Here is a 10,362-nt window from a genome sequence, read left to right as displayed (position 1 = left end):
GTGGGGATCTCGGGCGCGATCCAGCATCTGGCCGGGATGAAGGATTCCAAGGTGATCGTGGCGATCAACAAGGACGAGGAGGCCCCGATCTTCCAGGTCGCCGATTACGGCCTCGTCGGCGATCTCTTCACAATCCTCCCTCAGCTCAAAGATGAGTTGACCAAATAGGCCCAATGAGGTCAGGAATAAGGGAATGAACATAATCCGGGCGGGATGGCCTGCCCGGATGCTTCGAGCATGGATGTAGGCGGCAAACACAGATGGGCATTGAGATCAAAACCGTTGGCGTGATCGGCGCGGGACAAATGGGCAGCGGAATTGCTCATGTGTGCTCGCTCGGAGGCCTCAACGTCAGGCTTCACGATCTCTCGGAGGATCGCATCAACGCGGGCCTCGCCACCATCAACGGCAACATGGCCCGCCAGCTCTCGAAGGGCGCCATCTCCGATGCAGACCGCCAGGGCGCTCTCGACCGCATCAAGCCGGCGCGCACCTACGATGACCTGTCCACGTGCGATCTCGTGATCGAGGCCGCGACCGAGAACGAGGAGGTGAAGCGCAAGATCTTCACCAATCTCTGCCCCTCGCTGCGCTCCGACGCGATGGTTGCCACCAATACCTCGTCGATCTCCATCACGCGGCTTGCCGCCGCGACCGACCGCCCGGAAAAGTTCATCGGCATTCACTTCATGAACCCGGTGCCGCTGATGCAGCTCGTCGAGCTGATCCGCGGCATAGCGACAGACGATCCCACTTACGAATCCGCCAAGGAATTCATCGCCAAGCTCGGCAAGACCTCCACGGTCTCGGAGGATTTCCCGGCCTTCATCGTCAACCGCATCCTGCTGCCTATGATCAACGAGGCGATCTATACGCTCTACGAGGGCGTGGGCTCGGTCGAGGCCATCGATACGGCCATGCGGCTCGGTGCGAATCATCCCATGGGCCCGCTTCAGCTCGCGGATTTCATCGGCCTCGATACCTGCCTATCCATCATGCAGGTACTCTATGAGGGACTGGCCGATTCCAAGTACCGCCCCTGCCCGCTGCTGGTGAAATATGTTGAGGCCGGCTGGCTTGGCCGCAAGACCAAGCGCGGCTTCTACGATTATCGCGGCGAACACCCGGTTCCGACCCGCTAGCGCGGCCCGCCGGGTCAGCCCACACGAGGCACCATTCCAGTCTGCCGTTAAGTCAATCAACTTGGCTGCAAATTACCGGTGGGTGCGTCACAAACACCGCGCCCGCCAACTTCACAACAGCGTCACAATGCCTATAGTCTAATCGGACGGGGCTAACTCTTCTCCTACGAGGAGGTGAAGTGACGATACACGTCCAACCTGTTGTAAGACCTGAGGCCTGTCCGGCCCTTGTCCTCAATGCCGATTACAGGCCTTTGAGTTACTATCCCTTGTCCATCTGGTGTTGGCAGGATGCGATCAAGGCGGTTTTCCTCGACCGGGTCAACATCGTCTCCGAATACGACAAGGTCGTGCGAAGTCCGAGCTTCGAAGTCCGCCTACCCTCGGTGATTTCCCTCAAGACTTACGTCCAGCCGTCTCGGCACCCAGCCTTCACCCGCTTCAACGTCTTCCTGCGCGACCGTTTCAGCTGCCAATATTGCGGCACCCGCGAGGACTTGACCTTCGACCACGTCGTTCCCCGCTCCAAGGGCGGCCAGACCACCTGGGAAAACGTCGTCGCCGCCTGCGCTCCCTGCAATCTGAGAAAGGGCGACAAGATGCCCCGCGAGGTGGAGATGTTCCCCCGCCAGCATCCCTTCGCTCCCACGGTCCACGATTTGCATTCCAACGGCCGGCTCTTCCCGCCCAATTACCTGCACGAGAGCTGGATGGATTATCTCTACTGGGACAGCGAGCTGGAGCCGTAAGGCTTCTCGGCATCCATTGTGCGCATGCCATAGAGGCATGTCATGACACGCAATCCGCTCGCACGTGCGGCGATATTGCTAGCCTCCGTTATGGACGCCTAAGTTCGAAATGCGAGCGATCCGTGTCCTTGAAGCCTTGAAAATAACCGCCCCAGAGGATTGGCACTCCGAGCTCCCTGGCGGCCTGCTTCATTGCGGCTGCAATCCGGTTCTGACCTGATAGATCAAAGACAACATGGCCCTGCGCGTCGAGCGGCCACAAGTCGACTGCGAGGCCGAGCATGTGCGGGCCGCCCTTGGTTCTCGACCATCCCCAGGTAATTGCCTTGCGTTGCAGGCTGCCATCGCGCAAACCCGAGCCGATCACGAAGACCAGACCTGGATTATCGGTCTGTGCCTTTCGCACCACTCGGGAAAGCAACGGGTGGAGGGTTCGGAGATTGGCCTCATGGTTTCCCATTGGGTCCGGGTTCCAGGTCCGGAACATCGCAAGTTGATCGCGCCCGTAGTCGTCCCGCTCAGGGATCTTGGCATAGATGCCGTTAGGTCCGTAAATCGATTGATAAGAATGGCCTGTGGCCGCTCTCTGGCCAGCATAACCGTTATGCTGGGCGACTGCATTTACGCCCACGCAAAGCAGCGCGGCGATAAACACCCCGAGACGGAATAAATGTCGAAGCCGCGTCACGGCCCAGGCGAAGAGCCGGATAGGACTATCGTCTGCTCCCCGCGAACCGTTCACACGGCCGCGCTTCATCGTCACCTTCCAAAGCCTTTGCCAAAGCCTTTGCCTGACGCAGTCATGGCCGCGAAAGCTGCCAACGCCAGCGAGATCAGCACATTCCAGCCTGCCAGGGACAGGCCCAGGAAGCGCCATGCGGCTTCCGTGCAGCTGACGACACGCGTGGTCTGAAGCTGGTTCAGGAAATCGCCCACATTTCCGGCGCCAGCTCCTGTCCCGCCGCCGCAATCGCTGGGTCCGGCGAAGAAGCCCCATTCCACACCCGAATGATAGGCGCCCAGGCCCGCGCTGACGATGAAGACCAGTGTTAGAAGCCACAGCCCCATCCTGCCCCAGCGTGGCGGCAGGAGGGCTGCGACGATCCCGAGCGGAATGGCGATGTAATAGGGATTACGCTGGATCAGGCAGAGCTTGCAGGGCACGTAGCCGAACACATGCTCGAAGACGAGCGCGCCGCCGACTGTCGCCGCAGCAGCAAGCGCGACAGCCAGGGCAGCTTGGCGGAGGGAGAGGCTGAGGCGCATCCCATGCTCCTCTTAGAACATAAACTTGAAGGCTACGAAGCCGCCGACGATGGCGATGATAGCCCCAGCCGCCACCAGATTGAAATTGTTGTCGATGATCGACTTGATGCGCGGCCCGAACTTGCTCATCAGCAGCGCCACGAGAAAGAAGCGTGCGCCACGGGTTATGGCAGAGAGCAGGATGAACCAACCCAGGTGATAACCCGCGAAGCCCGAGGTGATGGTCACGAGCTTGTAGGGAATGGGGGTCAGGCCCTTGAGCAGGATGACCCAGTGTCCGTATTCCGCATAGGCATGCCGGAAGGTATCCGCGCCCTCCGTGAGGCCGTAGAGTTGGAACAGCCAGGCCCCGATGGAATCATAGAGCGCCAGGCCGATCACGTAGCCAAAGATGCCCCCTATGACCGACGCGATGGTGCAGATCAGGGCATAGGACCAAGCCTTGTCCGGCCGCGCCAGCATCATGGGCACGAGCATCACATCCGGAGGAACCGGGAAGAACGAGCTTTCCGCGAAAGAGACCAGCGCCAGCGCATAAGGAGCGGAAGGACGGCCCGCAAGGGAAAGGGTCCAGTCGTAAAGGCGTCTCAGCATGGGATCTCGGAAAGATTGCAATCGGAACAAAGCCGTTGAGGCCCGCTTCTTTGAGCACAAGCCGCACGAAATTGCGAGAGGAAGCGTAATAGTCTGGCTTCACATGTCTCTGATTGACCGTGCCGGATTCCTCATGTTACTCCGCAGGTCCTTGCCCCTGTGGCGGAATTGGTAGACGCGCTCGACTCAAAATCGAGTTCCGCAAGGAGTGCTGGTTCGATCCCGGCCAGGGGCACCAATGCTTTTATTTGGCATTGATTTTCCTTATCTTTTTGTCTGTTTTTGTCCCACCTTCCGAAACCGGGGGTGAAAGTGGGACACTTTTGTTCCGGTCCTGTCCCGGAACAAGCTTCGACATGGCATCCATCGCAAGCCGCTTTTGATCGGCATTGCGCGTGTAGAGTTCGGCCATTTTGATCGAGGACCAGCCGAAAATCGCCATGAGTTGATGGTTCGTTGCACCGTTGTTCGCTGCGATGGTTGCACCCGCCTTGCGCAGCCCATGAGCCGAGCATTGAGGCAGGCCAGCATCGTCACACCACTTGCGGAAGCGGTTGCCGAATCCGTTCGATGTGAAGGGCTTGCCAAATTCGGTCACGAGGAAGGTCATGTTGCCGAGCGGCCCGGCGTCCAAAACCTCTTGGAGCTCCGGCAGCACGGGCAAGGTCAGAGCCGCGCCGGTTTTCTCCTGACGCAGCGTCAGCAACCCGTCACGGACATGCTGACGGCCCATGCGTACCACATCGCCGCGCCGCTGGCCGGTGAAGAGCAGCAAGGCCAAGGCAAGCCGTGCCTTGGTCCCGAGCGGGTGCTTTTCCTCGAACTTGCGGACCTCTTCGACTGTCCAAGCGTGAAGCCCTTCCGTCTTGCTGGAGAGCTTCGCCACACCCATCGTCGGATCGTATTCCACGATCTCGAACTCCAGAGCATACTTAAAGAGGTGGCGCATGGCCTTGACGAAGTCGTTCGCTGCCTCCGGCGTTTTGGCTCGCCGGTCGCGTCCCTTGAGAATCACCGTGCGGGTAATATCCTTGATGATCTCGTTGCCAGCGCTCTCGCATACGCCTTCGAGGATTCGCCGCCTTACTCGTTGAGTGCGAGGGGCGAGTTGCTTGTAAGCAGCGGACTGGAAATATTCGATGCACAGCCAGCGTAGCGTGCCCCTAGAAGCCCGGACATACGCCTTCCGCCCCTGCTTAGCGGGCTCGCCGGCAAGAGCCGCCTGATAGGCTGCCAGAAACTCAACCGAATTGAAGTGTTTCGGCAGGCGGATTTTCTTCTGCCCAGGGCGCCGGAAATACCAGCGAACATTGCCGTGGCGGTCGAGATCCGAGACGACGTATTTGAATTTGCGCATGACCATGTGGGGAGTCATATCACGATCTCCCGACGTGCCGCACAGCGCGGCGCTTCGCCTGGCAGCGCCTTGAAACAGGCTCGCACCTCATCTACGTCCCACACTTTACGGCTATCGATGACCTTCGCAGGCGGCATGCGCCCGTCCTGAACCATTTCATCGAACTTAGTGGGAGAGACACACACACACGCCGCCGCAGCCTCTCGGGTGATCCCGAAAGGTGCGAGGTTCGGCGGGAGTGCGTCTTGACGTGGCATGGTCACTCCTGACTGTTCTCGAACTGACGTTTCAGGCGGTCGATGTCGGATTTCCTCGCGGTGAGTGGCGAGGTGAGCCCATTGATCTTGCGGGCTTGGATTATCCCTTTGGCGTTCCAGCGTCGTACGGTGCGCTCCGAAACTCCAAGGGCCTTGGCGATGACTCTGGCAGATCGAACAAGGCGATCGTTGTCCATCAATCGTCCTCGCCTACCTGACCTTGCTGAACTTTCTTCAATGGACCTTCATCGTAGGCTCTCCATTTTACGCTGCTGGCAAGTTTCCTAAAAACCTCGCCGTCGATGACACCGCGGGTGTAAATCAGCCTGGAGAGCTTCGGGAGAACATCCGCATCAGATCCGGCAGAGCGGTAAACAATCGGTTCCGCAGCGGACTTTGTGACGATAATCACTCGCTGAGTATCCCGCTGAACCTCGATATGGATCAAGTCGTCAGCCGTTTTTGGATCGACCAAGTAGCGGAAGAGTTCGGCTTCAATCGGGGCCGGGACACCTGCGGCAGGAAGCTCCGTTATATAAAGGGCCCTCCCCTCCGGCGTCAGATCGCGCGTCCACTCCACAGCCGCACGCGCCTCACTTGGCTGCGAGGTGCCTGCAAGCGCCAAGAGAAGTCGAGAAATGTAATTCGGGTGAGCCGCCCAAACATTGCGCCCTTGGCTCTTTGGTAGCCAATTGCTCGGGCTAATTTGTTCTCCGGCAGGGCTATAAGCGGGCTCCTGCTGAAGGTCCCGATAGTATGGCTGCACTTCGGACCACGATAGCCCAGCGAATTCTGCAACTTGCTTTGCAGCCGAAAGAAGGGAATCGGCTTGTTTCATTTGCGTTCTCCAATTTGAATCCCAATATACATTTAGAATTTGGATTTGCAAATGCAAATTTATATGACGACTGCTTTTAGGCAGACTCGGCTGCCTAAAAGCAGTTGGTAGCGCTTCGATGGTTGCGGTGGGGTTTGTTTTCCAGACAGGACCTCGGCCGCGTTCTCTATCTGGATAGACTAATGGCGACACGGAAAGCACCGAGGCTAGGATTAGCTACAGAGCCCAATCTCACACTAGCCTTCCAGCTTCTCATGATAGCCCACGTACATGCCGCAGGCTTTGTGGCTCATGTCGATGGACTGCCCAATCAGCGAACTGACCAAACCGTCGGTAAACGCGTCTCGGGTCTCGATTCTCTTAGCCGCCTCCTCAACCAGCAAGGTGATGGTGCAGGCTAGGCTTCGCAGCTGCAGGATCTCGTCCTCCATATCGAGGAAAGCTGTGGCTAGGGTTGAGTTCTTCTGTTCGCGGTCCATGTTCATGGCGCGTTGCTCCTTGATTGAATGTGGCGAAATCGCTACGATGTATTAATAGTTAGCATATAAATCGCTACATGCAAGCGAATTTATAACGAGGTAGCGAAATGACGCCACAGCAGTGCAAAATGGCTAGGGCAGGACTCGGACTTGGGGTTCGAGAATTGGCTGAGCGAGCGCAGGTTTCGACCAACACCGTTACACGGCTCGAGGCCGGAGAGGACCTAAAGGGGCGTACGATAGAAGCTGTCAGAGCCGCCTTGGAAGCCGCCGGCGTCGAGTTCATCCCTGAGAACGGCGGCGGCGCCGGTGTGCGGCTTAGGAAGGTCACCGACGGTGAGTAAAAAGCCTATAATGATTCCGAAGCGCGATGATGTTGGTCCCGATACCCCTCTACGCCTCGCCGTCGCCGCAGCTATCGCATACCCAGATGGCTCAATGACAGCCTCGGGACTGCGGAAAGAATGTGCTAAGGGGCGACTCGTGATCGAACGTGTAGCCAGCAAAGATTACACGACGCTCCGAAATATCGAGACCATGCGCGAGCTTTGCCGTGTGCAGCCTCAGTCACCCGACCGATCTAGAATGACAACTACCCCACCGGGGCAGATAAGTCCGAAGGAAGCTCTAATGATAAAGCTGCAGAACATGAAGGCAGATAGGTAGTGCGCCAGCTGACCTTCAATGATCTGCCAATCTTCGCATCCGATCTCGATATCGGGAACGCAGTCGTGGGCCCTGCGAAGGCGAAGCATTGGGCCAGCATCACCGTAAAGATCCTCGAGCGAATGCCGGGTTTCCCGCGGTTCGATGAGGCTCATGGAGGCCGATATGCTCCCGGTGTGAGGAAATATTACGAGGTGAAGCACGGGGACCTGACCGCCGGGAATCGGTTGCGGGTACCAGAGCTGCCGGAGGATCCGAGTGCCTGGAAAGGTAGGAGATCAAGAAGCGTCAAGGACACCTAAAGTGAGCGTAGAGCCTGGCAAGGCTGCCCGAAACGAGATCCGGAAGCTTAGGGCGGCCTACATCAACAACCTAGCTGTTGCCATCATGGTCGCCGGTTTGATCGCGCCTTATGTCGCCTATACCATGGCCGAGGATAAGGTGCCGTTCCTGCATCGAGTGACCATCAATTCAGCTAGTCTCCTCGCATTCTGGGTCATCGGCTGCATGGTTCTGAGCTTTATGGTCCATCGGTGGGCAAAGATTTTCCTGGAAGATATCGAGGACTAATTAGTGCCAGCCTCTATCGAAATGCTTTGGGAGATGTGGTCTAGCGCGATGGCTGCCTTCGGCTCTGTTATTGCCGTCAGCGGCGGAGCTGCCGCCGTAGCTTTCCTGTTTTTCCGGTTTCTCGGTGAGAAGTGGCTGAACGCCAAGTTCGAGGAGCGTCTTGCCACTTACAGGCACGTCCAGCAGCAGGAGCTTGAGCGCCTGAAGCTCAAAATCAACACGCTGATGGATCGCACCACAAAGCTACATCAACGAGAGTTTGAGATTCTTCCTGAGGTGTGGGCAAAGCTCGCGGACGCACATGCAACAATTGTGGCCTTTACCTCGCCTCTGCAAAGTTCACACGATGTTAACCGGATGAGCTCTCCACACTTGGAAGAATTTTTAAAAGATAACGATCTGATGGAGTGGCAGAAGGCTGAGCTTCGCGAAGCAAAAGACAAAACTAAGTATTATCGGGAAGCTATATACTGGCATAAGTTACACAATGCAAAGGAAACGCTGCGGATCTATCATATCTACCTCAAGAAAAACGGGATATTCATTCCAGAACCACTGAAATCGAGCTTCACAAAAATGGATGATTTGCTCTGGCACACTCTACTTGAGCATGAACACGACAAAGAACATGGCGTGCGGCCGAGACAGCGTAATTGGCACGAAAAACTTGATGAAGAAGGTGACGTAACGCTGAAGTTGATTGAAGATGAAGTTCAAAGCCGCTTGTGGAGTCAGCACGCGACAGACGTCTAGTAACGGGGGCTTCTATGTCCATCCTGCGTAAGCCTATCGATGCAGTCCTTCTCAGCGATCTAGAAGCCTTGGTGCAGGCGGAAGCCCGTGAAACCAACGAGCTAGAGTTCAAAGGGACTCTTCCCTTCAAGCCAGAAAAGGGCCAGCCTCAGACGGCTGATCGCTGGATCGAGAAAGGGGACCGCATTGGTAACTACGCAAGAGATGAAATCCTTGCAGAGCTGGTAGCCTTTGCCAATGCAGAGGGCGGTACATTGGTTCTTGGTATCCACGAAACCCAGGAACATCCTCGGCGAGCAGAGCGGCTTGAGGCATTACCAAACTGCGAGGAACTAGCTCGCCGCCTCCTAGACGCAACCGAAGACATAATTGAACCCAGGCTGGCTATCGTTGAGGCCAAGGCAATCCCAGACGATAACGTGGGGGCCGGCTATGTCGTCATGCGCGTTGGTAAGTCCCCTACAGCGCCACACCGACTGAAAACCACAAAGGACTTTTACATTCGACGCGGAGAACGGGCAGCAGCGATGGATGTTCGCGAGATCCGAGATTTAACGCTCAATATGGCACGCACAGGCGACCGTATTGACCAGGTGTTCCAAGATCGCCAACAAGACACTCGGTTGCTGTACGAGGCTTTACAAGCCTTGCCGGAACAAGGAAACGTTCTTCCATTTATCGTGAGGGTAACAGCCATCCCAACAACGCCGCAGACGATTGCCGCACTTACTTCGCGGCAGGATCTTTGGTGGCGCGGCCGTGGCTTTATGGTGCAAATTGGTGAGCAGTCTTATCCCTGTGATTATCCTGCTCGAGACTTTGATGAATATCCTAAAATCCGTCTCAGATCACTCCAAGCATCTCCGCGAGACGGACAAGAAGGCGTTTCAAGAATATTAGCTAGTGATGGCCTAATTGAATTTCGCCTAGCCCATGAAAGGCGGAAGTCACAAAACGACAATCAGAATTATTTCTCGCGGCTATATGCCGGCTGGATTATAGGTCTCGTTGTCGGTGCGCTTGGTCAGATTGATCGTTTGCGATCCCGGCTCGCTTGGGATGCGGTAGAGTTCGGGCTAGAGGTAGAGATCCGCTCAGGTACTCCTACGCTTCTGCAATGGACGAATGATTGGGAGTCTAGTGCAAGGATGATGCAGCCGAACATAGGTAGCCCAGGCGTTCTTACGCTGCCTCGCTACTCAGTCGGTTCACGGCTTGAGTTCAATGATCTTATCCGTGCCGTTGTGCAGGATCTTTCCAACGCAGCCGGAACCGCATGGGATTTTCCCTGCGACATTCCATGGCAGCAGTTGCTTGACCAAGCATAACATTGCGCACGAGTCCCTGGGCTGCACAATGCTGAACTTACTATTTGCACTGGCCTTCTTTGTTTCGACGACAATCATCGTTGCTGTGCGCCTCCATTTCTTCGGCGGCCTCTCAAGTCCGCGCGGGAGGAAACTCGTTTTTATATCCGGCGCCGTGATGGCTTGTTGCGTCTATGTCGCGGTTCAGGACCAGAAACAAAAAGCGATTGCTGCCGGATTCGAAAATTCACAGGACCGCAGAGATGCAAAGAAAGCTGGCTTTTCCAATCCCGAGGCGTGGAAAGCAGAGAAGCTGAAGCGCTCTTCCCAGAGCCAAAAGTGACCCTATCGAGAGGCCTGGCATCAAGGCTTAGGAGCTCTGCG

General features: G+C 56.6%; 14 protein-coding genes, 1 tRNA gene and 1 pseudogene. 9 read left to right on the top strand and 7 right to left on the bottom strand.

What is annotated here, in order from left to right:
• The 3 genes and pseudogenes from AB4Y85_RS18205 to AB4Y85_RS18195 form a co-directional block, all read left to right on the top strand.
• Positions 1 to 168: pseudogene (locus tag AB4Y85_RS18205) on the top strand (electron transfer flavoprotein subunit alpha/FixB family protein); the annotation flags it as partial.
• 92 nt (positions 169 to 260) lie between these two features.
• Positions 261 to 1,142 carry a 3-hydroxybutyryl-CoA dehydrogenase gene (locus tag AB4Y85_RS18200; protein ID WP_441986337.1) on the top strand — a complete coding sequence of 294 codons (882 nt, stop codon included), beginning with the start codon at positions 261 to 263 and terminating at the stop codon, positions 1,140 to 1,142.
• Between the two features lie 179 nt (positions 1,143 to 1,321).
• Positions 1,322 to 1,891, top strand: coding sequence for an HNH endonuclease (locus tag AB4Y85_RS18195; RefSeq protein WP_441986336.1), 570 nt, complete (start codon positions 1,322 to 1,324; stop codon positions 1,889 to 1,891).
• An 88-nt stretch (positions 1,892 to 1,979) separates the two neighbouring features.
• Here the strand turns inward: AB4Y85_RS18195 and AB4Y85_RS18190 are convergent, their stop codons facing one another.
• The 3 genes from AB4Y85_RS18190 to AB4Y85_RS18180 are packed head-to-tail and all read right to left on the bottom strand — an operon-like array spanning position 1,980 to position 3,751.
• Entirely contained in the window at positions 1,980 to 2,648 is a 669-nt protein-coding gene (locus AB4Y85_RS18190) for a M15 family metallopeptidase (RefSeq protein WP_441986335.1), read from the bottom strand.
• A gap of 2 nt (positions 2,649 to 2,650) precedes the next feature.
• Positions 2,651 to 3,157 (bottom strand): disulfide bond formation protein B, encoded by a 507-nt coding sequence (locus tag AB4Y85_RS18185; protein WP_441986334.1) that lies wholly within the window; start codon positions 3,155 to 3,157, stop codon positions 2,651 to 2,653.
• Between the two features lie 12 nt (positions 3,158 to 3,169).
• On the bottom strand, positions 3,170 to 3,751 hold the full coding sequence (locus AB4Y85_RS18180) for a YqaA family protein (RefSeq protein ID WP_441986333.1): 582 nt from the start codon (positions 3,749 to 3,751) through the stop codon (positions 3,170 to 3,172).
• 153 nt (positions 3,752 to 3,904) lie between these two features.
• On the opposite strand from AB4Y85_RS18180, the gene AB4Y85_RS18175 reads away from it, so the two are divergent.
• Positions 3,905 to 3,989 (top strand) — tRNA-Leu (locus tag AB4Y85_RS18175).
• Positions 3,990 to 3,995: 6 nt separating this feature from the next.
• Here the strand turns inward: AB4Y85_RS18175 and AB4Y85_RS18170 are convergent.
• The 4 genes from AB4Y85_RS18170 to AB4Y85_RS18155 all read right to left on the bottom strand — a co-directional run bounded on the left by AB4Y85_RS18170 (position 3,996) and on the right by AB4Y85_RS18155 (position 6,688).
• Positions 3,996 to 5,114: a tyrosine-type recombinase/integrase gene (locus AB4Y85_RS18170; protein ID WP_441986332.1), complete on the bottom strand. Its 1,119-nt coding sequence runs from the start codon at positions 5,112 to 5,114 to the stop codon at positions 3,996 to 3,998.
• Positions 5,115 to 5,367: 253 nt separating this feature from the next.
• Positions 5,368 to 5,562: a helix-turn-helix domain-containing protein gene (locus tag AB4Y85_RS18165; RefSeq protein ID WP_441986331.1), complete on the bottom strand. Its 195-nt coding sequence runs from the start codon at positions 5,560 to 5,562 to the stop codon at positions 5,368 to 5,370.
• On the bottom strand, positions 5,562 to 6,203 hold the full coding sequence (locus AB4Y85_RS18160; protein ID WP_441986330.1) for a hypothetical protein: 642 nt from the start codon (positions 6,201 to 6,203) through the stop codon (positions 5,562 to 5,564). The genes AB4Y85_RS18165 and AB4Y85_RS18160 overlap by 1 nt, the downstream gene beginning before the upstream one ends.
• 236 nt (positions 6,204 to 6,439) lie before the next feature.
• Entirely contained in the window at positions 6,440 to 6,688 is a 249-nt protein-coding gene (locus AB4Y85_RS18155; RefSeq protein ID WP_441986329.1) for a hypothetical protein, read from the bottom strand.
• Positions 6,689 to 6,789: 101 nt separating this feature from the next.
• Between AB4Y85_RS18155 and AB4Y85_RS18150 the strand changes: the two genes are divergently transcribed.
• The 5 genes from AB4Y85_RS18150 (at position 6,790) to AB4Y85_RS18130 (ending at position 10,321) form a co-directional block, all read left to right on the top strand.
• Complete coding sequence (locus AB4Y85_RS18150; RefSeq protein WP_441986328.1) at positions 6,790 to 7,026, top strand: helix-turn-helix domain-containing protein; 237 nt, start codon at positions 6,790 to 6,792, stop codon at positions 7,024 to 7,026.
• A 625-nt stretch (positions 7,027 to 7,651) separates the two neighbouring features.
• On the top strand, positions 7,652 to 7,918 hold the full coding sequence (locus tag AB4Y85_RS18145; protein ID WP_441986327.1) for a hypothetical protein: 267 nt from the start codon (positions 7,652 to 7,654) through the stop codon (positions 7,916 to 7,918).
• Between the two features lie 3 nt (positions 7,919 to 7,921).
• A complete protein-coding gene (locus AB4Y85_RS18140) occupies positions 7,922 to 8,671 on the top strand; it encodes a hypothetical protein (protein ID WP_441986326.1) in 750 nt (249 codons plus the stop codon).
• Positions 8,672 to 8,685: 14 nt separating this feature from the next.
• The gene (locus AB4Y85_RS18135; RefSeq protein ID WP_441986325.1) at positions 8,686 to 9,999 is read left to right on the top strand and encodes an AlbA family DNA-binding domain-containing protein; all 1,314 of its coding nucleotides are present in this window, start codon (positions 8,686 to 8,688) and stop codon (positions 9,997 to 9,999) included.
• The gene (locus AB4Y85_RS18130) at positions 9,986 to 10,321 is read left to right on the top strand and encodes a hypothetical protein (RefSeq protein ID WP_441986324.1); all 336 of its coding nucleotides are present in this window, start codon (positions 9,986 to 9,988) and stop codon (positions 10,319 to 10,321) included. The genes AB4Y85_RS18135 and AB4Y85_RS18130 overlap by 14 nt, the downstream gene beginning before the upstream one ends.
• Positions 10,322 to 10,362 lie beyond the last annotated feature (41 nt).

This window comes from Microvirga sp. 2YAF29 (genome assembly GCF_052114605.1).
Taxonomy (GTDB): Bacteria; Pseudomonadota; Alphaproteobacteria; order Rhizobiales; family Beijerinckiaceae; genus Microvirga.
This window is presented reverse-complemented; position numbering and strand designations above follow the sequence as displayed.

Excerpts from the sequence above, each read along its gene's own strand:
- AB4Y85_RS18180 (WP_441986333.1), bottom strand. The coding sequence starts at position 3,751 with ATGCTGAGACGCCTTTACGACTGGACCCTTTCCCTTGCGGGCCGTCCT.
- AB4Y85_RS18200 (WP_441986337.1), top strand. The coding sequence starts at position 261 with ATGGGCATTGAGATCAAAACCGTTGGCGTGATCGGCGCGGGACAAATG.
- AB4Y85_RS18135 (WP_441986325.1), top strand. The coding sequence starts at position 8,686 with ATGTCCATCCTGCGTAAGCCTATCGATGCAGTCCTTCTCAGCGATCTA.
- AB4Y85_RS18155 (WP_441986329.1), bottom strand. The coding sequence starts at position 6,688 with ATGAACATGGACCGCGAACAGAAGAACTCAACCCTAGCCACAGCTTTC.
- AB4Y85_RS18185 (WP_441986334.1), bottom strand. The coding sequence starts at position 3,157 with ATGCGCCTCAGCCTCTCCCTCCGCCAAGCTGCCCTGGCTGTCGCGCTT.
- AB4Y85_RS18170 (WP_441986332.1), bottom strand. The coding sequence starts at position 5,114 with ATGGTCATGCGCAAATTCAAATACGTCGTCTCGGATCTCGACCGCCAC.
- AB4Y85_RS18165 (WP_441986331.1), bottom strand. The coding sequence starts at position 5,562 with ATGGACAACGATCGCCTTGTTCGATCTGCCAGAGTCATCGCCAAGGCC.
- AB4Y85_RS18160 (WP_441986330.1), bottom strand. The coding sequence starts at position 6,203 with ATGAAACAAGCCGATTCCCTTCTTTCGGCTGCAAAGCAAGTTGCAGAA.
- AB4Y85_RS18150 (WP_441986328.1), top strand. The coding sequence starts at position 6,790 with ATGACGCCACAGCAGTGCAAAATGGCTAGGGCAGGACTCGGACTTGGG.
- AB4Y85_RS18190 (WP_441986335.1), bottom strand. The coding sequence starts at position 2,648 with ATGAAGCGCGGCCGTGTGAACGGTTCGCGGGGAGCAGACGATAGTCCT.